The organism is Nocardiopsis sp. RV163 (genome assembly GCF_001029525.1).
GTDB classification, from domain to species: Bacteria; Actinomycetota; Actinomycetes; order Streptosporangiales; family Streptosporangiaceae; genus Nocardiopsis; species Nocardiopsis dassonvillei.
Genome location: NZ_LEKI01000111.1, coordinates 1 through 20080, shown reverse-complemented (window position 1 = coordinate 20080; position 20080 = coordinate 1). Strand labels below are relative to the sequence as shown.

The window sequence follows — 20080 nt, the reverse complement described above, 5'->3', positions numbered from 1 at the left end:
TCCTGGAACCCCTCACCGCTTCCCGGCGGCCGCGGCCCGGGGGCGAAGGAGTTCGGACCGGACGGGAGGGCCGCCGGGAAGCGGTGAGGGGTTCCAGGACGCACGAAGGCGGCCGCCCCTCCCCGGAAGGAGGGACGGCCGCCGGAAGCAGGCCAGCGGGCGCTCAGCGGCCCGCGCGGGACTACTTGAGGGTGACGGAGGCGCCAGCGCCCTCGAGAGCGGCCTTGGCCTTCTCGGCGGTCTCCTTGTTGACGCCCTCCATCAGCGGCTTGGGAGCGTTGTCGACCAGGTCCTTGGCCTCCTTGAGACCCAGGCTCGTGAGGCCGCGGACCTCCTTGATGACCTGGATCTTCTTGTCGCCAGCGCCCTCGAGGATGACGTCGAACTCGTCCTTCTCCTCGGCCTCGGCAGCCTCGCCACCGCCACCCTGGGCGGCGACGGCCACGGCGGCCGGAGCGGCGGCGGTGACGTCGAACTTGTCCTCGAAGAGCTTCACGAAGTCGGCCAGCTCGAGAAGGGTCATCTCCTCGAACGCGGCAAGCAGGTCCTCGTTGCTGAGCTTCGCCATGGTGCGATCTCTCTTTCTCTGCGGACACGCGGTCCTGTCGGGCCCGCGTGCGAGTCAGTGTCCGAGCGCCCTCGGCGCCCGGCGGGGTTCAAAAAGGTCAGGCGGCTTCCTGGGAGCGCTTGTCCGCCAGGGCCTGCGCGAGACGCACAGTCTTGGAGGGCAGCGCCTGGAAGACGGCGGCGGCCTGGCCCTGCTTGGCCTTGAGCGCACCCGCCAGCTTCGCGAGGATGACCTCGCGGGACTCCAGATCGGCCAGCTTGGTGATGTCGTCGGCGCTCATCGACTTGCCGTCGATGACACCGCCCTTGATCACCAGGGGCGAGTTCGCCTTCGCGAAGTCACGCAGACCCTTGGCGGCCTCGACCACGTCACCGTGGACGAAGGCGATGGCGGACGGGCCCTCGAGCAGGTCCTTGACCTGCTCGTCGACACCGGCCTCCGTGACCGCGATCTTGGTCAGCGTGTTCTTGACGATGCGAAAACGCGCGCTCTGGCCGAGGCTGCGACGCAGTTCAGTGATCTGCGCGACAGTGAGCCCCCGGTATTCGGTCAGCACGGCGCCGTTCGACTCACGGAACTCGCCCGTGAGTTCGGCGACCGCGGCTGCCTTGTCCGGCCTCGCCATGGGACTCCTTCCAACATTGAACGCTGGTTGACTCCAAGGACCCGGGCGATCGGCGTCAGCACGAGAAAAAGCCCCGGGCGCGAGGCGCACGGGGCATGACCGCGTTCCGGCGGCCGCGCGGAGCACGGCGTGGAACGGGAAGCTCTTGTGACACCTGCGCGGGCGCCCATCGCGGATGGGCCCTTAGGTCACCCGTTCGGGTGACGACCAGCGGTCTTCGGCAAGAACCCATCGTACCGCACACGCGGGAGCCCCCGTTCCGCACCGGGGAGTCGGAACCGTGATCGCACTCACTCCCCCGCCGGCACGGGACCGCCTGGACACGGCCGACGTCGAATCGGTGTCCGCGCGGAGGAGCCGGCAGGGACCGGAACGTCCCTCCGACGTGGCAGCATGACGCTACCGGGCACCCCCGCTCCCAGTCGTGCCCGTGTCCCCCGCGCGAAAGAAGAAGGCGACACCCCCGTGAAGACCCGTATGCCGGTCCTGATCTCCGCCGGCACCCTCGCACTGTCCCTCACCGCCTGCGGCGACGAACCCGTCGAGGAGGCCGCCTCCGATCCGGTGTAGGAGAGCCCCGCCCCCGCCGACGTCCCGGCTCTGCTGGGCGGACTCGGCGACGCCGTCGAGACCGTGACCAACTACACCCTTTCGGTGGAGGCCGAAGCCCTCGGAATAGAACAGGGAGACCTGTCCATTCCCAGACCTACGAGGTCATGGACGACCCCGAAGCCTTCCGCTGCGTCTCGGTGATGCCCTACGCGGGCGAACTGATGGCCACCATGTTCTCAGCGGCGGGCGCGCTCCCCGAGGGCGTCACCGCCGAGGACCTCAGCACCAGTGAGTACATCTCCCACAATGGCGGGGAACTCCTTTTGAGCGACCCGCACGGTCTGTACGGCACCGAGACTCCTTGGGTCTACAGCACGAGGACCACTCGCACGGAGTCGGCCCTGGACTTCGAACTGGTCGGCCTCTCCGACCTGGTCAGCGCCTTCAGCGGTATGGAACAGGCCGAGGCGGTGGGCGAAGAGCAGGTCGACGGGGTCGACACCACCGTGATCGAGGGCACGATGTCCTCTGAACGGATCGCGGCCCTGCGGGAAGACCAGGCCGCGGTACTGGACGGTCTGCTCGGCCGCCCGGTGCCCGAGGGCATGGACGCGGTGCTCTGGATCGACGACGCCGGTTTCCCGATGCGTGTGGAGTTCTCCGGCGCTGGTTCCGAGGTTTCGATGGAGTTCTCCGCCGTAGGCGAGACCTCCTTCGAGATCCCGGATGAGGACGAGATCACCGAGATCTGAGAGGCCTCCCCAGACCGGACGGGCCCGGTGAAGCGGAGCGGCCCCCGCCGTCCTCTCGGACTGCGGGGGCCGCTCTCGTCTGCGCAGGGCAGCCGCGAAGGCTAGACGTCGAGCGGGATGCTCGGGCCCATGGACGTGGAGACCACGGCCTTCTTGATGTAGCGGCCCTTGGCGGCGGACGGCTTGAGGCGGTTCACCTCGTCGATCGCGGCCTGGTAGTTCTCCAGGAGCTTCTGGTCGTCGAAGGAGGCCTTGCCGATGATGAAGTGCAGGTTCCCGTGGCGGTCCACGCGGAACTCGATCTTGCCGCCCTTGATGTCGGTGACGGCCTTGGCGACGTCGGGCGTGACGGTGCCGGTCTTCGGGTTCGGCATCAGGCCGCGCGGACCGAGCACGCGGCCGAGGCGGCCGACCTTGCCCATGAGGTCCGGGGTGGCGACGACGGCGTCGAAGTCGGTGAAGCCCTTCGAGACCTTCTCGATCATCTCGTCGTCGCCGATGATGTCGGCGCCAGCCGCGAGAGCCTGCTCGGCACGCTCACCGGTCGCGAAGACCAGGACCCGAGCGGTCTTGCCGGTGCCGTTCGGCAGGTTCACGGTGCCGCGGACCATCTGGTCGGCCTTGCGCGGGTCGACGCCCAGGCGCAGGGCGACCTCGACGGTCGCGTCGAACTTGACGGTGGAGGTCTCCTTGGCGAGCTTCACGGCCTCGGCGGGGCCGTAGAGCTTGTCACGGTCCACCTGCTGGCTGGCTTTGCGGTGGTTCTTGCTGCGCTTCACTCTGTTCTCCTGTGGAACGTGTGGTCACCGGGCCAGCGCCTGGCCCTGCCACGGTGGTTCTTGAACGTCGAGCGTCCCCGGTCGCTCCGGTCTCCGCGGACCGGCGCCACCGTGCGGGGGGCTACTTGACCTCGATGCCCATCGAGCGGGCGGTACCGGCGACGATCTTGGCGGCGGCCTCGATGTCCTCGGTGTTGAGGTCGGGCAGCTTGGTCTGCGCGATCTCGCGGACCTGCTCGGCGGTGATGGAACCGGCGGTGCTGCGACCCGGGTCGGTGGCGGCCTTGTCCAGGCCGGCGGCCTTCAGGATCAGCTTCGGCGCCGGAGGCGTCTTGGTGACGAAGCTGAAGGAACGGTCCTCGTAGATGGAGATCTCGACGGGGATGACGTTGCCGCGCTGGGACTCCGTGGCAGCGTTGTACTGCTTGCAGAAGTCCATGATGTTGACGCCGTGCGGACCGAGCGCGGTACCGACGGGCGGCGCCGGGGTGGCCTGACCGGCGGGGAGCTGCACCTTGACGAGTGCGGCCAGTTTCTTCTTCGGAGGCATATCGGGTCCTTTGCCTGATCTGCGTTGTGTTCTGGTCCCGTTGCCTCCCTGACGGAGCCGCGCGGCCTCGGGGGCCGGGGAACCGCTGCCGAAGGAGGCGGGGGACCCCGCGCTCGACGGGCGCGGGGCGCCGGTCCGCCGGGACCGGTCGGGCCGGGCGCGGGTCCCGCCGGGGCGGAACACGCGAGTGGGTCCGCCACGGGGCGGACCCACCAAGTCTATGCCGCTCGTACGAGTGCCCTGACAGGCGCTTCGCGACCGCAGGACCCGAGCAGCGGGAGCGGACGGGCTAGATCTTGGCGACCTGGTTGAACGACAGCTCGACCGGGGTCTCGCGGCCGAAGATCGACACCAGCACCTTGAGCTTCTGGGTGTCGGGGTTGATCTCGCTGACCGTCGCGGGCAGGGTCGCGAACGGGCCCTCCATGACGGTGACGGACTCGCCGACCTCGTAGGCCACGTCCATGCGGGCCTCTCCGACGCCGCCCGTGGTCCGGGCCTGCTGCGCCTGCTCCGGCTCCACCTCCGGCTCGGGGGCGAGGAGCTTGGCCACCTCGGTCAGGCTCAGCGGCGCGGGCTTGTTGGACAGGCCCACGAAGCCGGTGACGCCCGGGGTGTTGCGGATGGCCGACCAGGACTCGTCGGTCAGGTCCATGCGGACGAGCACGTAGCCGGGCAGGACCTTCTCGGTGACCTGCTGGCGCTTGCCGCTCTTGACCTCGGTGACCTCGTGCTCGGGCACCTCGACCTGGAAGATGTACTCCTCCATGTTGAGGGACTGGGTGCGGCTCTCGACGTTGGCCTTGACCCGCTTCTCGTAACCGGCGTAGGTGTGCACGACGTACCAGTCGCCGGGCAGCAGGACGAGCTCGTTCTTGAACTCCTCGACGGGGTCCAGGCGGGGGGCCTCCTCATCGGCGGCCTCGTCCTGCTCCCCGTCCTCCTCCACGACGCCCTCGTGGTCGTCGGCGGCCTCGGACGCGTCGGCGTCACCGGTCAGCTCCGGGCTGCCGGTGTCGACCGCGTCGGTCGCGTCCTCCGGCAGCTCGCCCGCCAGGCCGGTCTCTTCCGCCGACGACTGAACCGGCTCCTCTTCGGGGAAGTCGTCAGAGGTCAGTGGGGACTCGGACACGGCTGCTCTTTCTCTCGTCGGATTCGCTCTCGGGGCGACGCACACGAGGCAGCGCTGTGCGTCGAACCCGGTTCTGCCAGCTTACGGTCTCTCCGGGCGGACCGGGACCAACGCGCGGACGAGGAGGCCGCGTCCCGGCTGCTGCCGGAGGACGCGGCGCGGAAGGGGTGGTCAGGCGCCCTGCGGGGTGCCGAACGTGCCGTACAGCCAGGTGACCGCCTCACCGAAGCCCCAGTCCACGAGGGACACGTATCCCAGGACGACCAGCACGAAGACGAGGACCACGATGGTGTAGGTCACCAGCTCGCGACGCGTGGGCCAGCGGACCTTGCGCAGCTCTCCGGCGACCTGCTTGGTGAACGTCACCGGACCGGTACGACGCTTGGGCTCCTTGTCGGGCTTGGCGTCGGCGTCAGTCTGAGTCACCTGGGGTCCTTAGGGTCGCGGGCTGCTACTTGTCCCCGTAGTTTCAGTGCCCGCGCGGTGCGGCGCCCGCAGGGGCGCCGCACCGCACGCGCGAAGGTGCAGGGCAGGAGGGACTCGAACCCCCAACCGCCGGTTTTGGAGACCGGTGCTCTGCCAATTGAGCCACTGCCCTTAGCGGAAACTGCGATCCCACCATAGCCGGTTCCGGTGCGCTACGCACACCGTGCGCCAGGTAACACCTGAGCCACGAACGGCCGACCCGAAAGAGTGTATGCGCTAGGGACCCCGTGGCCAAACCGTTCGTCCCGCCGAGGGGCGTGAACGGCCCCTTCGTCCGGTTGCGCCCTCCTTCCCGCCCGCGCCCGGACCAGGGGCGCATGACAACATGGGACGCATGACTGATCGACCCCGTCTCTCTGCACGTATCAGCGCGATCTCCGAATCCGCCACCCTGGCCGTGGACGCCAAGGCCAAGGCCATGAAGGCGGAGGGCCGTGCCGTCATCGGCTTCGGCGCGGGAGAGCCCGACTTCCCGACCCCCGACTACATCGTCGAGGCCGCCGTCGAGGCCGCCCGTGAGCCCCGGTTCCACCGCTACACGCCCGCCGGCGGCCTGCCCGAGCTCAAGAAGGCCATCGCCGAGAAGACCCTGCGCGACTCCGGCTACGAGGTCGACCCCGCCCAGGTCCTGGTGACCAACGGCGGCAAGCAGGCCATCTACGAGGCCTTCGCCGCCATGCTGGACCCGGGCGACGAGGTCATCGTCATCGCCCCGTACTGGACCACCTACCCCGAGTCGATCAAGCTCGCGGGCGGTGTCCCGGTCTTCGTCGTCACCGACGAGAGCACCGGCTACCTGGCGAGCGTGGAGCAGCTGGAGGCGGCGCGCAGCGAGCGCACCAAGGTCCTGGTGTTCGTGTCCCCGTCCAACCCGACCGGCGCCGTGTACCCGCGCGAGCAGGTCCGCGAGATCGGCCGCTGGGCGAACGGTCACGGCCTGTGGGTGCTGTCCGACGAGATCTACGAGCACCTGGTCTACGGCGACGCCGAGTTCTCCTCGCTGCCCGTCGAGGTGCCCGAGATCGCCGACCGCACCGTCATCGTCAACGGCGTGGCCAAGACCTACGCCATGACCGGCTGGCGCGTGGGGTGGATCATCGGCCCCAAGGACGTCGTCAAGGCCGCGGGCAACCTCCAGTCGCACGCCACCTCCAACGTCGCCAACGTCTCGCAGGCCGCCGCCCTGGCCGCGGTCTCCGGCGACCTGGACGCCGTGGCGACGATGCGCGAGGCCTTCGACCGCCGCCGCAAGACGATCGTGCGCATGCTCAACGAGATCGACGGCGTGGTCTGCCCCGAGCCGCAGGGCGCGTTCTACGCCTACCCCTCGGTCAAGGGCGTGCTGGGCAAGAAAATCCGCGGCCGGACGCCGCAGACCTCCACCGAGCTGGCCGAGCTCATCCTGGAGGAGGCCGAGGTCGCCGTGGTGCCCGGTGAGGCCTTCGGCACCCCCGGCTACCTGCGTCTGTCCTACGCGCTCAGCGACGAGGACCTCGCCGAGGGCGTGAGCCGCGTCCAGAAGCTGCTGGCCGAGGCCGAGTAGCAGCGCTTCTTCGGGGCTCCGCCGCGCTGCGCCCCGTACACGCCGACGCGCCCCGGGGGACCGGTCCCCCGGGGCGCGTCGGCGTGTACGGGGCCGGCCCCGGCCGGCCGAGTGGGGCGTCCTTGCACCGGAGGCTCCCCGCATACGGCAGGCTTACGTCATGGAGACACCGACCAGCGCCCGCCGGTTGGACCGGCTGCCCAAAGCACACCTGCACCTGCACTTCACCGGATCGATGCGCCATCCCACCCTGGTGGAGCTGGCCGCCGAGCACGGCATCCACCTCCCCCAAGCCCTGGTCGAGGAGTGGCCGCCCAGACTCCGCGCCACGGACGAGCGCGGCTGGTTCCGCTTCCAGCGCCTGTACGACATCGCCCGGTCGGTGCTGCGCAGACCCGCGGACGTGTACCGGCTGCTGCGCGAGGCGGCCGAGGACGAGCGCGCGGCCGGGTCAGGCTGGTTGGAGATCCAGGTGGACCCGAGCGGTTACGCCTCGCTCTTCGACGGGCTCACCGCCACCCTGGAGCTGTTCCTGGACGCGGCCCGCGCCGCCGAGCGCGAGACCGGTGTGCACGTCGGCCTGATGGTGGCGGCCAACCGCACCAGGCACCCGTTGGACGCCAAGGTGCTGGCCCGCCTGGCCAGGCAGTACGCGGGCAGGGGCGTGGTGTCGTTCGGCCTGAACAACGACGAGCGGCGCGGCCGCGCCCTGGAGTTCGAGGGGGCGTTCCGGATCGCGCGGCGGGCCGGGCTGCTCTCCGCGCCGCACGGCGGCGAGCTCCAGGGGCCCCGCAGCGTGGGCGAGTGCCTGGACGTGCTGGACGCCGACCGGATCGGGCACGGCGTGCGGGCCGTGGAGGACCCGCGGCTGGTGGAGCGGATCGCCGAACGCGGGGTGACGCTGGAGGTCTGCCCGACATCCAACGTGGGCCTGGGGGTGTACGACGACCTGGGGCAGCTACCGCTGCGCACGCTGTTCGACGCCGGGGTTCCGGTCGCGCTGGGCACCGACGACCCGCTGTTGTTCGGGCCGCGCCTGGTGGAGCAGTACCGGATCGCCCGCGAGGTGCTCGGGTTCTCCGACCCGGAGCTGGCCGAGCTGGCGCGGATGTCGGTCCGCGGCTCGGGCGCGCCGGAGTCGCTGCGCAAGGAGCTGCTGGCCGGGGTGGACGCGTGGCTGGCCGCCGATCCGGAGCCCGCCGGGGACTGAGCCGCCACCGGCTCAGGGCTCAGGGCTCAGGGCTCAGGGCTCAGGGCTCAGGCGAGGAGCATCCAGGCGCCCTGGCCCAGCATGGCGGCGCCCGCGACGAAGAACAGGGCGGCCGCGCCGATCCGGACGGCGCGCTCGGGCAGCTTCTTGCCGAGCACGGCGCCCAGCGCGATGGCGATGGCGTCGGCCGCGACCATGCCCACGGTGGAGCCGATCCACACGGGCAGCCAGTGGTGCTGGGTGCCGACGGTGATCGTGGCGAGCATGGTCTTGTCCCCGAGCTCGGCGACGAGGAAGACGACGAAGACGGTCGCGAAGGCGGAGCGGATGCGCCGGGAGGCGGCGCGGGCCTCGTCCTTGTCGCTCATCTCGTCGCCGCGCAGGGTCCACGCGCCGAAGAACAGGAACGCGACACCGGCGGCGAGGGTGAGCCAGTCGGTGGGCAGCGCGGCGCCCAGGACCTCGGCCAGCAGGACGCTGCCCGCGTGCACGACGGCGGTGGCCGCGGTGATGCCGAGGATGACCGTGAGGGCCCGGTAGCGGGTGGCCAGTGACATGGCCACGAGTTGGGTCTTGTCGCCCATTTCGGCGATGAATATGGCGAAGGCGCTGAATGCCAGCCCGGCGGCGAACCCCGTCATGTTTCCCCTTCCGTCCGACGTTGTCTGGGCAGAAGGAGGCGGACACCACTTCAACCCGGTCTTTTCCGGGTCAAAGGTCTCGTCCGCTCCTGACTCGGCGTTTCTGGCCTGTCCGGGCTCGTACGACCGGGCCGCGGGGCGGCCAGTGTGTCGATCGCACGCATTGGGGACTACTCCCCTTCGACGCCCCCGACTTTATGGCACAACAGGAGGGGAATGCAATTCATGGCTTTACTGAATTGTTTTATCAGCCCGCCCTGAAAAACAAGTTGGCCGCGCCCAACTCCGAAATTGGGCGCGGCTGGGGCCGGTGCGCGTGGCACCGGCTCAGAGGGAGACGCCGACCATCACCGGCTCGTTGACGAGGCGGACCCCGAAGGCCTCCTCCACGCCCTCCCGGACCTCGCGGGCCAGCTCCAGCAGATCCTTCGTGGTGGCGCCGCCGGGGTTGGTCAGGGCGAGGCTGTGCTTGCCGGAGATGCGCGCGGGACCGTCGCCGTAGCCCTTGGTGAACCCGGCGCGGTCGATCAGCCAGGCCGCGGAGAGCTTGACGTCCCCCCGCGCGTCGGGGTGTCCGGGCACATGCGCGTCGGCGCCCAGGCGGGCGGCCGCCCGTTCGCGCACGGCCTCGAACTGCTCGGCGGTGACCACCGGGTTGGTGAAGAACGACCCGGCGCTGCGGGTGTCGGGGTCGGCGGGGTCCAGGACCATGCCCTTGCCCCTGCGCAGCCCGAGGACGGTCTCACGCGCCCTCTCCAGCGGCACCCGGGCGCCCGCCTCGGTACCCAGGGAGCGTGCCACCTCGGCGTAGGCGATCGGACGGCTGAGCTTGGAGCGGCGCAGCGCGAAGACCACCTCGCACACCACGTGTCGGTCGTCGCCCTTGAAGACGCTGTCGCGGTAGCTGAAGCCGCACTCGGCGTTGGTCATCCGGCGCCGCTCACCGGTGCGCCGGTCGTGGACGAGCACCTCGCGGATGGTCTGGCTGACGTCCTGGCCGTAGGCGCCCACGTTCTGGATGGGCGTGGATCCGACCCGGCCGGGGATGCCCGACAGGAACTCCAGCCCGCTGAGGCCCTCGGCCACGACGCGCTCCACCAGCGGGTCCCACTCCACGCCCGCTTCGGCGCGCAGCAGCACGACCGGTTCGCCCTCCCCGTCGGTGCCCGCCTCCTCGAAGGAGACTCCCTTGGAGTCCACGAGGACCGCGGTCCCGGGGAAACCGTCGTCGGAGACCACGAGGTTGCTGCCGCCGCCCAGGACGAGGACGGGTTCGTCGGCGGCGTCGGCGCGGGCCACGGCGGCGACCAGCTCGTCGGTGGTGCCCGCGACCAGGAAGGTCCGCGCCGGGCCGCCCAGGCGCAGGGTGGTGTACTCGGAGAGTGCGGTCACGTCTACCTCGCCAGGCGCACGGTGGCCTTGGACTGCACCAGGACCTTGGCGCCGCCCGACCGCGCGGTCAGCAGCACCGTGACGGTGCCGTCGTCGTTCTTGGTCTTGACCTTGCCGCCGACGGTGATCTCGGCGCCCTCGTCGTCGTCGGGGACCACCACGGGCGCGGAGAAGCGAACCGAGTAGTCGACGACGCAGCCGGGGTCTCCGGCCCAGTCGGTGAGCACCCGCGCGGCCTCGGCCATGGTGAACATGCCGTGCGCGATGACGTCGGGCAGCCCCACCGACTTGGCGAAGCGCTCGTTCCAGTGGATCGGGTTGAAGTCGCCCGAGGCGCCCGCGTAACGGACAAGGTCCAGGCGGCGGACCGGGAAGGTGCGTTCGGGGAGCTCGGTGCCGACCCCGACGTCGGCGTGGCGCAGCCTGCTCATGCCTCTCCTCCTCGCGCGACCAGCATCATCGTGGCGGTGACCACGTGCTCGCCGTCGGCGTCGTGTGCCGCGGTCTCCAGGGTGATCAGCTCGTTGCCGCCCAGGGCCCGGATGGCCGTGATGCGGGTGAGGCTGCTCAGGACGTCCCCGGCGTACAGCGGACGGCTGTAGCGGAAGCTCTGGTCGCCGTGCACGACCCGGGAGAAGTCCAGGCCGAGGTCGGGGTCGGCGATGGCCTGCGCCGAGCCCGCCATCCCCAGGATGACCGGGAAGGTGGGCGGGGCGACCACGTCGGGGTGTCCGGCCGCCCGGGCCGAGGCCTGGTCGGTGTAGACCGGGTTGGGGTCGTTGACCGCCTCGGCGAACTCACGGATCTTACCCCGGGTGACCTCGTAGGCCTCCGGCGCGGGGTACTCCCGGCCGAGGTAGTCAGGGTTGATCGCCACGCTCTCTCCTGTCGTGAAGGGGCCCGGACACGCGAACAGCCCGGTGAGCGGATCGCTCACCGGGCTGGAAGCCTTCGAGAACTGCCTCTGCGACGTCGCGGCGGAGACGATCGCGCTCGACAGGGGCGCTCGCGCGGGACTTAACGGGTCTCGCGGTGCTCGTTGTGCTTGCGGCAGTTCGGGCAGAACTTCTTGATCGCGAGACGGTCGGGGGTGTTCCGACGGTTCTTGCGGGTGATGTAGTTCCGGTGATTGCACTCCTGGCAGGCCAGGGTGATCTTCGGCCTCACGTCGGTGGCAGCCACTTCGGAGTGCCTTTCTCGCTGGAAACAGTGGTAAGCGCCCGCGACGACCCCTGAGATGTGGGCTCAGGGGTCAGCGGGTTGGTAGCGGGGGCCGGACTTGAACCGACGACACAGCGATTATGAGCCGCTTGCTCTACCGACTGAGCTACCCCGCCCCGATCAACGGGACCACAACCCTACCAGGGCTGCGACCCGGTGCAGGCCGGCGGATGCTCCCTCCGGCCACCCACCTGAGTGGACCGTACCCCGTCAAGTGGTGGAGCCCCTTTACGGAATCGAACCGTAGACCTTCTCCTTACCATGGAGACGCTCTGCCGACTGAGCTAAAGGGGCGCGCTGGTGGGGCTTTCTCTCGTCCGCCCCGGGGGTGTTGCCCCCTTGCGCTGGTCATGACTATACAGGGATTCGGGGGTGGTCTGCCAAATCGAACGCCCCCGGCCCGCACCCGGGCGCCGAAACCCCTGTTCAAAGCGGATCCGGCGCCGCGACTGTGACTCAGACCGCCTCGACCCACACGTTGGACATCGCGTCCCGGTTGATCCTGCGGATGTCGGCGGGCAGGCCCAGCCTGCGCAGGGCGTCGGACAGGCGGGTGTCATGTGTGAACACGATCAACTGCCGGTGCCTGCCCACCTCCGCCAGCACCGCGGACAGGCCCTCCACGGTCTCGGTGTCCATCGCCTGGACCGGGTCGTCCAGGACCAGGAAGCCGAAGGGGTTGCCCTCCACCAGGGTGCGCGGCAGGCAGATGGACAGCGCGAGCGCCTGGAACTCGCCCTGGCTCAGGAGTCCGGGCGCGCTGGTCTGTTCCCCGACGCCGTCGACCGACACGTCCACCTCGACCCGGCGCCGGGCGCCCCGGCCGATCAGCCGCATGCCCTGGAGGTCGATGTGGCGCTCCTGGCGCAGCCGGTACCAGACCTGCTCGGCCTGCGCGGCGACCGGCCCCAGCCTCTCCTCGCGCAGGATCCTCGCCTGCTCCGACAGCCAGTTCAGCGCGGCCTCGGCCCCGTTGAGGACCTCGCGCGCGGTGAGGGCGTCCTGGGCGTCGTCCAGCCACCCCGAGAGCTGCTCGGCCAGCTCCGACCAGCCGCCGGTCGGGTCCTCCAACCGCTCGCTCGCGTCCCGGCGTGCGCTCACGGCGGCCGCCCGCAGCCTGCGGCCGACCGTTTCGACGTGCTCGGCCAGCTCCGCGAGGTCCTCGATGTCCGCGCCCGACTCCCACAGCGACCACACCTGGCCCAGCTCGCTCTCCGGCGGCAGCCAGCCCGGCGCCGGGGACACCAGGAAACGGGCCTGGTCCCTGGCCGCGTCGGCGCGCTCGTAGGCGGCCGAGACCACGGCCGCCTGCGGTTTGAGGGCGCGCAGCTGGGCGTTGGCCCGGCGCGTCCAGTCGGCGCCCAGCGGCGAGGAGCACGTGGGGCACTCGGTCTCGGAGGGGTGGCGCTGGTGGTGTTCGAGCGCCTGCTCCAGGAGCCTGGCCACCCCGTGCGCGCGGTCGCCCTTGCTTCCCGCGGCCATGGCCAGCTCCATGGACGCGCCCCGCAGCTCGTTGACCACGTCGGACATCAGCGCCCGCTCGGGCACGGCCAGCCGCCGCAGGCGGCGCAGGACCGTGTGCAGCTCGGGGTCGCTGGGCCCGGTGTCGGAGGCGAGCCTGCGCAGGGCGTCCATGTCGAAGTAGGAGGCGGTGAGGAGCTGGACGGCCTGGGCCGCCCTGGGGTCGTCGGAGGCCCGCAGCGCGTCGAGCAGGTACCTCAGCTCCCGCGAGGGGCGGTCGCGGCGCTTGGCGAGACCGTCGCACACCTTGGCCAGGCGGCGCTCGGCCTCCGTCAGGCCGCTGAGCCCGAGCAGGCCGGTGAGCGTGTCGTACAGCTCGGCGGAGCGCCCGGTGACCGTGCGGCCGAGTTCGTCGTAGGACAGGAAGGGGCGGTAGCGCACGAGGGCGTCGCCCCAGTCCATGGTCCGGAGGGGGGAGACCTCGCCGTCGGGGCGGACGACCTCGCCGCGCGCGGAGCGGACGCTCTCGCCCGTCCACCTGCGGCTGATGCGGGTGGAGCCCTCGTCCCCGGCGACGCGCACGTCCACGGTCGCCTCGGTGCGCTCGTCGTAGTGGAGGTTGCGCCAGCCGTCGCGCCAACCCGTGGGCATGGCGTCCCACCGGGGGTTGCGGCCGGTGAGGGCGGCCTCCGCGGCCTCGGCGAAGCTGGACTTGCCCGAGCCGTTGCGCCCGACGATCACGGTGAGTCCGGGACCTGCGTCGAAGGCGAGTTCGGCGGGGCGGCCGATCCCCCGGAAGCCCTGGACCCTGATCCCGGTCAGGTAGGTCCGCCGGACCCTGCCCGCGGGCGGCTCGGGGACGGGTTCCGGCTCGGGGACGCGCTCGCCCCTCAGGCGGGCCTCCAGGGCGTCCTCGCCCCACAGGGCGGCGCCTACCCAGGAGCTGACCTCCCGGGGCAGCCCGGAGCGCGCCAGAGCGTCCAGGAGCGCCGTCCCACCCTCGAACGTCTCGGGTACCCGAGTCACTTCGTCACCCCGTTCACGTGTCGTCTCCGCACAAGCAGACTAGGACAGGACGGGAGGAAGCACTCGCCGAACGCCGGTCTCCGTCGCGGGAGTGGCCGACTGGCCTCCTCCCCCGCCTCGGTCTCCCCTACACCCCCACCAGGCGCCTCCTGCTCCCGTCCCACGTGAAGTGCAGGGTGGCGATCCCGGGCACGTTCGGGTCCCGCAGGCACTCGTAGATGTTGAGGCTGGGGACGCTGGCGAAGCAGCCCCACACCCGTTCCGAGGTCAGGACGAAGTCCAGGTCCAGTTCGACCAGCAGGCCCAGCAGGCGCCCGTGCGTGGGCTCGTCGACCTTGGCGAAGGCGTCGTCGAGCAGGATCAGCCTCGGCGCCCACGGCGCCCGGGCCGCCAGGGCGTCGAAGTGCGCGGCGGCGGCGGCGAACAGCACCAGGTAGGCCACCACGCGCTGCTCGCCCTGGCTGAGCGCCGTGCGGTGCCCCAGGCGCCGCTCGTCGCCAGCGCCGTCGGTCACGTACACGGTGAAGGTGAACCAGGACCGGTAGTCCAGGGCCGCGCGCAGCTGCGCGCCCCCCGTGGCGGTGGGGTCCAGGCGGCGGATGGCCTCGATGCAGCGCCGGAGCGCGTCGCGCAGCCGGGTCGTCTGCACGCGGGTCCTCTCCCGGACCGGGGTGGCCAGGAGCGGCACGACCGCCTCGATGTCCGCGCCGGCGTCGGGGGCCAGCCGCCAGTCCAGGCGCACGCCCAGACCGGCCGAGGTGGTGACGTCCTTGAGGACGTCGTTCATGGCGGCGATGAGGGCCCTGGCCTCCTCGACCTGGCGTGCCAGGTGGCCGGCCAGCTCCCCGAGCAGGTGGCGTTCGAAGGCCTCCTCCTCCGCGATCGCGACGTTCTCCTCGGCCCCGGCGACCGCGGCGGCGATCCGTTCGGCGTAGGCGGTGACGTCGTGCGCGCCGTCCTCGTCGTGGACGGTGAGGCGCTTGACGGCCCGGGGTTCGCTCATCTCGGTGCGGACCTGCGTCCAGCCCGCCGAGGCGAGCACCCGGTCCAGGTCCTCGCGGCTGGCCAGGACCGTGCTGTCGTCGACCCGGGGCGCGTCCTCCGCCTCGCCGCCCTCCGGGGCGGCCAGTCCCTCCTCCATCGCGATGACGAAGGCCTCCAGCAGGGCGAGGCGGGCGTCGGGCCCCGGAGGCGCGTTCTCGGCGCGGGCGGCCAGGTAGGCGGCCAGGGGCGCGTCGTCCTCGGCGCACGCGCCCAGGCCAGCGGCGCGCAGCAGTACGGCGTCGGGGGCCTCCGCCCCGGACGCGTCGGTCCCGGTGACCGAGGCGACCAGGCCGTCCCCGGCCGCGAGCGCGCGGCTCACCTGCTCGGCGCGCTCGCGCGTGGCCGCGGCCAGGCGCGCCTCGGCGCTGACCCGTTCGTCCCGGGCGCGCTGGGCGTCGCGTTCGAGTTCGGGCAGCCGCTGGGCGGCCTCCTCGGCTCTGGCCCCGACCTGCTCGCGGGCGGCGTCGAGCTGTTCGTCGGCCACGCCCCGCGCCCGGTCGCCGAGTTCGACCTGGCGGCGGACGGTGATCATGTCGTCGATAGCCGCGGCTCTGGCGTCCTCGGCGAGCACCCGGTCGGCCCGGACGGCCCGCCAGGCGGCGACGTGGTGCTCGTGGTCGGCGAGCTCCCAGGCCAGAACGTCCAGGTCGCGCAGCGCGGAGGCGATGAGGACGCGCAGGTGGTCCAAGGCGCGCAGGGCGCTGTCCAAGTCGGCGCGCGCGGTGGGCAGGTCACCCTCCCCCTCGGCGGGCCCGCCCTCCTGGGTGCCCTCCACCGCGGAGGCGCGGCGCAGGCTCTCGCGGACGTCGAGCAGTTCGGCCCGGCAGTCCTCGGCCGCGTCGCGGGCCACGTCGTGGGCGCGGCGCGCGGCGGCCACGTCGTCCCGGGCGGTCTCAAGGGCGGCCCATGCGCGGATGAGGGGGGCGGCGTCGGGCAGGTCGCGGGAGACCTCCAGGAGTTCGGCGTAGGAGTGCTCGACGGCCCAGCGGCGCTCGCCCGCCTCGGCGAGCAGGGCCTCGGCGATCGCCATGCGCCGGTCGGTGTTGGCGGTGGTGCGGTCGCGGGCCCGTTTGCGGGCGGCCTCGCCGATGTACTCGGGTTCGCTCTTGTAGTGGGCACCGGAGGCAACGCCCAGGCGCCAGCCGCCGGAGAGGGACACGGCGCTGGAGAGGGCGACGGCTCCGGGGCTGTCCTTGCGGTGGCGCGGTTCGGCCTCGGCGTCCTCCGGGTCGCGGACCCGCTCCGCCTCGGAGTCCAGGGCGATGGAGGAGAGCAGTGCGCGCAGGGTGTCGGGGGCGACGCCGCGGCCGGTGGTGGGGCCGGCGGCCGGGACGAGCACGTCGAGCAGCGTCCGGCCTCGGACGGGGCGCGACAGCGCGGGGACCGGGACCGGGGAGACCATGAGGTCGCGTGTGGTCGGGTCGTGCAGGGCCCCGTCGGCGCGGACCCAGCCCGCCAGCAGCCCGCTGGCCTCCAGAGCGGCCTCCAGGCCGGCCTGCTCGCGCGTGCTGAGCCCGTCCGCGAAGTCGACGGCCAGGTAGAGGGGGAGGCCGTCCCCCTCGGGGCGCGGGTAGGTGGCCCATCCGGGGCGCTCGGGGGCGTGCTCGGCGTTCTTGGTGCGCCGGTCCGCCAGTTCCGCGAGTTCGCCGGAGAGCTGGCCCTCCTCCCCGACGGCCACGTCGCGGCGTGCGCGCAGTTCCTCCAGGAGGGGGTCCACGGCGGCGTGCGCCAGGCGGGCCACCCTGCCGGGGACCGCGGGGTCCAGGACGCGCAGCGCGTCGTCGATGGGCAGTTCGACGCTGCCCTCCAGCTCGTGGATGGCACCGCCCAAGGCGTGCGCGTGGCTGGAGTCGCGGAGCCGGGCGGACCACTCCCGCACGCCCTCGGCGTAGGCGGCGCTCTGGCGCCGTACGAGGCCGACGGCGTCCTGCTCGCGCTGGTGGGCGCGTTCGAGCACGGCGTCGGCGGACTCGGCCTCGCTGGACAGCGCGACGAGGCGGCGGTCGGCGGCGGCCTCGGCGGCGGTGAGCCCGGTCAGGCGGGCGGCCAGGTCGGCGCGGTCGGCGGCGCGGTCGGCGGCTCCGGTGAGGCGGTCGTGGAGGCGGCCCAGGCGCTCGCGCAGGCCGTCCAGGTCAACGCCCTCGACGGGTTCGCGTTCGACGGCCTGTTCCAGTCCGCGCAGATCGACCCGGGTGGTGCTCTCGCGGGGGGCGTGGACGGTGGCGACCGGGTCGGGGACGGTGCCGAGGACTGCGGGGTCCATGCCCGCCGCGGAGGCGGCGCGCGCGGCCTCGGCGTGGGTCTGGCGCAGGACGTCGAGCGCGCGCTCGATCGTGGCGGTGTCCTCGCCGATGCGCTCGACGGTGTGGTGTTCGACCCGTTCGGCGTGCTCGGCGGCAACCCAGGCGGCCTCCGCCGCGCGGATGTAGGCACCCACGGCGGCGTCGTAGGCGCGGCGCTCGCCGTCCGTGGCGGTGGCGGCGCCGCCCTGGGCGGCGGCGAGGGTCGTGTCGTCGGACCGGGCGGTGTCGCGGGTGCGACGGGCCTGGTCGCGCTCCTCGGAGATCCGGCTCTCCGCTGTGATGAGGCCGTCGAGTTCGGCGCGCAGCCGCTCGGTCTCCTCGGTGAGGTCCGCGGCGGCGTCGATCTGCTCGCGCACCTCGGCGGCCCGGGCGCGCAGGGTGTGGACGAGGTAGCCCCGGTAGTCCTCCAGGAAGGCGGTGACACCCGCCCCGGCCTCGGTGAGGGCGTCCTTGTCGGAGCGGGCCCGCTCCAGGTCGGCGATGTTGCGGGCGACCTCGTCCAGGATGGTCTCGTCCATGGGCGGCAGCGCCTCGGAGAGGACGCCGACGAGTTCCCCGGCCTCCAGGCGGTCGCCGATGGTGGGGCGGCGCAGCCGGTAGAGCAGGTGGATGAGGTTGCGGTAGCGGACGGAGTCGTCTATGCCGAACAGGTCGTGCATCACACGGGCCCGGTAGGGGACGGGGCTGGTGAAGCAGTTGTCGGCGCCGATCTCCGAGCGGAGGCGGTCGACGGGCTTGGGGCGGCCCTCGGTGACGAGTTCGAGGTCGTGGCCGACCCGTCGGTCGGTGACGAAGAACACGCACCGCGGGTCGGAGTCGCCGACCGCCATGACGGCGGCGCCCAGGGTCAGGTGGCTGGGCGGGGCGTCGGGGTCGCGGGGCTCGGGTTCGCGCGCCGTCGCGTCGGACTCGGCGGCGCTGGCCGCCGCGCTGGCGGCGAGGAGGGCGGAGGCGCTGCTGGCGCCGGTACCGGCGAGCAGCGCGGAGGCCCCCCGGCCGGTTCCGGAGCGGGCCGCGGCGTCGAGTCCGCGGTCGCCGCGGTCGGTGGTGAACTCCACCCACAGGTAGCCGAGCCGGGTGGCGGGGCCGGACTCCTCCTCGGCGGGGCCGCCGGGGGCGTCGGCTCCGTGCGGGCCGTCGGCGGGTTCGTCGTCCGCGCCGGGGCCGCCGAGCAGGTCGGGGCCGTCCTCCTCGGCTCCGTGGAGGCGGCCGGGCCGCGTGTCCTCGGCCATGAGCCAGCGCAGGCTGGTGCGGTTGGTGCCCGTGGTGTCCAAGCGGCGCACGTCGCCGTCGAGCAGGAAGGGGAGCAGCATCTCCAGCGCCTTGGACTTGCCCGCGCCGTTGCGGCCGCGCAGCAGCAGCCGCCCCTCCGCGAAGTCCAGGACGTGGTCGTCGTACTGCCAGACGTTGCGGATGCCCGCGCGTTCGAGCCGGTAGCGGGGGACGCCGTCGGAGGCGCCGGTACCGGCGGAATCAGCCGGACCCGTCGCCGCTTCCGGGGCCTGGCTGGTCTCCTGAGTCACCACTGGTCGCGCTCACCTTCTCGTTCGCCACCGCTTGCAGCACGGACGCCACCCGGCTCAGGTCGCCGCGGGGGTCGGCGGGAGCGTCGGGGGCGTCGGGTCCACCCTCGTCGTCGCCGGGGGCGCGCACCGGATCGGGGTGTGTCCGGCTGTCTTCGTCATTGTCCTGGATCGGGGGGACGCGGATGTCCGTTTCGGCCCCGTAGCGGGCGGCCGCGGCGGTGAGCCGCCACCGCCCGGGGGCGCCCCGCAGCAGTCCGAGGTCGGCCAGCAGGACCAGGACCCGCTCGCGGAGCCGTCCGGGGTCGGGGATCTCGGGTCCCGCGGTACGGGCCCACTCGGCCCGCGCGGGCGCGTCGGCGCCGCAGAGGGCTTCCAGCGCGGTGTTCATCTCCTCCTCCGGAACAGGGACGGAGGTGGCGGGGCGGCCGGGGTGCAGGCGACCGGAGAGGTGGCGGACCAGGGCCAGGGCGACCTGTCCGACGGGGTCGTCGGAGGGGAAGACCGGGCGGGCGCCCGTCTCGTCGGGCATCACGAGGGCGACGCCCTCGGCCCGGACCTCGGTGTCGCAGCCCAGGAGGTTGCCGAGCGCCGCGGCGGCCCGCCACTGGTGTGCGGCGAGGCGGTCGCGCTGTCGGTCGGGGAGTTCCTCGCGGTAGACGACGGCGGTCTCGGCGAGGAGCCTGCGCAGGGCGGTCTCGCCCCGGTGGTCGCCCTCGGGATCGGTGTCGCGTGCGGCGGCCAGGAAGGAGTCCGGGTCGTCGGAGGCGCGGGGCAGGTGGACGGCGACAGAGCGCAGGACCTGCGTGTGCGGGATCAGCTCCGCGTCGGCGGAGGGGTCCTCACGGTGGTCGGCGATGGTGCCGAAGTCCTCGGTGACGGCACCGAGCGAGACCAGGTGGAGCAGGGCGGCGCAGAAGGCGCGGCGCTCGGCGAGGCCGCGCGCGGGGTCGGCGTCGACCCCGGCCTCGTGCGCGGCGGAGCGGACCCGCGCGGCCAGGCCGCGGACGGTGGTGGGGCCGTGCTCCTCGGCCAGGACGGCCAGGGACAGCGCCAGGTAGGTGTGCGTGCGCGGGGTGAAGGGGGCGCCCGTCCCGCGTGCGAGGGGGCGCGCGACCTCGGTGACGAGCCCGCGTTTGACCAGCCGTGCGTGGTCCTCGGCGACGGTCAGCCGGTAGCCGAGCACGCGCTGGAAACGTTGGACGAGCCACTCGGTGTGGGAGCGCACGAGGGCGAACTCGGCGGGGTGGGTGCGCTCGGTGAGCAGGGGGT

At 72.4% G+C, this 20080-nt stretch carries 17 protein-coding genes and 3 tRNA genes; 3 read left to right on the top strand and 17 right to left on the bottom strand.

What is annotated here, in order from left to right; translation table 11 throughout:
• Positions 1-181 precede the first annotated feature (181 nt).
• A complete protein-coding gene (gene rplL, locus ABD54_RS18485; RefSeq protein WP_047870756.1) occupies positions 182-568 on the bottom strand; it encodes a 50S ribosomal protein L7/L12 in 387 nt (128 codons plus the stop codon).
• 97 nt (positions 569-665) lie between these two features.
• Positions 666-1193 carry a 50S ribosomal protein L10 gene (gene rplJ, locus ABD54_RS18480; RefSeq protein ID WP_013156102.1) on the bottom strand — a complete coding sequence of 176 codons (528 nt, stop codon included), beginning with the start codon at positions 1191-1193 and terminating at the stop codon, positions 666-668.
• Between the two features lie 716 nt (positions 1194-1909).
• Between rplJ and ABD54_RS18475 the strand changes: the two genes are divergently transcribed.
• Positions 1910-2497 carry a hypothetical protein gene (locus ABD54_RS18475; protein WP_053063611.1) on the top strand — a complete coding sequence of 196 codons (588 nt, stop codon included), beginning with the start codon at positions 1910-1912 and terminating at the stop codon, positions 2495-2497.
• 101 nt (positions 2498-2598) lie between these two features.
• On the opposite strand, the gene rplA is transcribed toward ABD54_RS18475, so the two are convergent.
• The 5 genes from rplA to ABD54_RS18450 form a co-directional block, all read right to left on the bottom strand.
• A complete protein-coding gene (rplA, locus tag ABD54_RS18470) occupies positions 2599-3276 on the bottom strand; it encodes a 50S ribosomal protein L1 (protein WP_047870755.1) in 678 nt (225 codons plus the stop codon).
• Between the two features lie 121 nt (positions 3277-3397).
• Complete coding sequence (gene rplK / locus ABD54_RS18465) at positions 3398-3826, bottom strand: 50S ribosomal protein L11 (RefSeq protein ID WP_013156098.1); 429 nt, start codon at positions 3824-3826, stop codon at positions 3398-3400.
• Positions 3827-4115: 289 nt separating this feature from the next.
• A complete protein-coding gene (gene nusG, locus ABD54_RS18460; RefSeq protein WP_047870754.1) occupies positions 4116-4958 on the bottom strand; it encodes a transcription termination/antitermination protein NusG in 843 nt (280 codons plus the stop codon).
• Positions 4959-5129: 171 nt separating this feature from the next.
• Positions 5130-5384, bottom strand: coding sequence for a preprotein translocase subunit SecE (gene secE / locus ABD54_RS18455; protein WP_047870753.1), 255 nt, complete (start codon positions 5382-5384; stop codon positions 5130-5132).
• A 99-nt stretch (positions 5385-5483) separates the two neighbouring features.
• Positions 5484-5556: transfer RNA gene (locus ABD54_RS18450), tRNA-Trp, on the bottom strand.
• A 222-nt stretch (positions 5557-5778) separates the two neighbouring features.
• On the opposite strand from ABD54_RS18450, the gene ABD54_RS18445 reads away from it, so the two are divergent.
• Positions 5779-6987 (top strand): pyridoxal phosphate-dependent aminotransferase, encoded by a 1209-nt coding sequence (locus ABD54_RS18445; RefSeq protein ID WP_200904138.1) that lies wholly within the window; start codon positions 5779-5781, stop codon positions 6985-6987.
• A gap of 160 nt (positions 6988-7147) precedes the next feature.
• Entirely contained in the window at positions 7148-8197 is a 1050-nt protein-coding gene (locus ABD54_RS18440) for an adenosine deaminase (protein WP_047870751.1), read from the top strand.
• A 47-nt stretch (positions 8198-8244) separates the two neighbouring features.
• Here the strand turns inward: ABD54_RS18440 and ABD54_RS18435 are convergent, their stop codons facing one another.
• The 10 genes from ABD54_RS18435 to ABD54_RS18390 all read right to left on the bottom strand — a co-directional run.
• Entirely contained in the window at positions 8245-8838 is a 594-nt protein-coding gene (locus tag ABD54_RS18435; RefSeq protein WP_047870750.1) for a TMEM165/GDT1 family protein, read from the bottom strand.
• Positions 8839-9165: 327 nt separating this feature from the next.
• Positions 9166-10230 carry a UDP-N-acetylmuramate dehydrogenase gene (locus ABD54_RS18430; RefSeq protein ID WP_047870749.1) on the bottom strand — a complete coding sequence of 355 codons (1065 nt, stop codon included), beginning with the start codon at positions 10228-10230 and terminating at the stop codon, positions 9166-9168.
• A 2-nt stretch (positions 10231-10232) separates the two neighbouring features.
• The gene (locus tag ABD54_RS18425) at positions 10233-10661 is read right to left on the bottom strand and encodes a MaoC family dehydratase (RefSeq protein WP_047870748.1); all 429 of its coding nucleotides are present in this window, start codon (positions 10659-10661) and stop codon (positions 10233-10235) included.
• Positions 10658-11107 (bottom strand): MaoC family dehydratase N-terminal domain-containing protein, encoded by a 450-nt coding sequence (locus ABD54_RS18420; protein ID WP_047870757.1) that lies wholly within the window; start codon positions 11105-11107, stop codon positions 10658-10660. The genes ABD54_RS18425 and ABD54_RS18420 overlap by 4 nt, the downstream gene beginning before the upstream one ends.
• A 140-nt stretch (positions 11108-11247) precedes the next feature.
• Positions 11248-11412, bottom strand: a complete 165-nt coding sequence (rpmG, locus tag ABD54_RS18415; protein WP_013156089.1) for a 50S ribosomal protein L33 — start codon at positions 11410-11412, stop codon at positions 11248-11250.
• A gap of 79 nt (positions 11413-11491) precedes the next feature.
• Positions 11492-11567: transfer RNA gene (locus tag ABD54_RS18410), tRNA-Met, on the bottom strand.
• Positions 11568-11669: 102 nt separating this feature from the next.
• Positions 11670-11745 (bottom strand) — tRNA-Thr (locus ABD54_RS18405).
• A gap of 162 nt (positions 11746-11907) precedes the next feature.
• Complete coding sequence (locus ABD54_RS18400; RefSeq protein WP_047870747.1) at positions 11908-13938, bottom strand: AAA family ATPase; 2031 nt, start codon at positions 13936-13938, stop codon at positions 11908-11910.
• A gap of 127 nt (positions 13939-14065) precedes the next feature.
• The gene (locus tag ABD54_RS18395) at positions 14066-18811 is read right to left on the bottom strand and encodes a TIGR02680 family protein (RefSeq protein WP_047870746.1); all 4746 of its coding nucleotides are present in this window, start codon (positions 18809-18811) and stop codon (positions 14066-14068) included.
• The coding region (locus ABD54_RS18390; protein WP_047870745.1) for a TIGR02678 family protein at positions 18759-20080 on the bottom strand (1322 nt) is incomplete at its 5' end. The genes ABD54_RS18390 and ABD54_RS18395, both read right to left, overlap by 53 nt.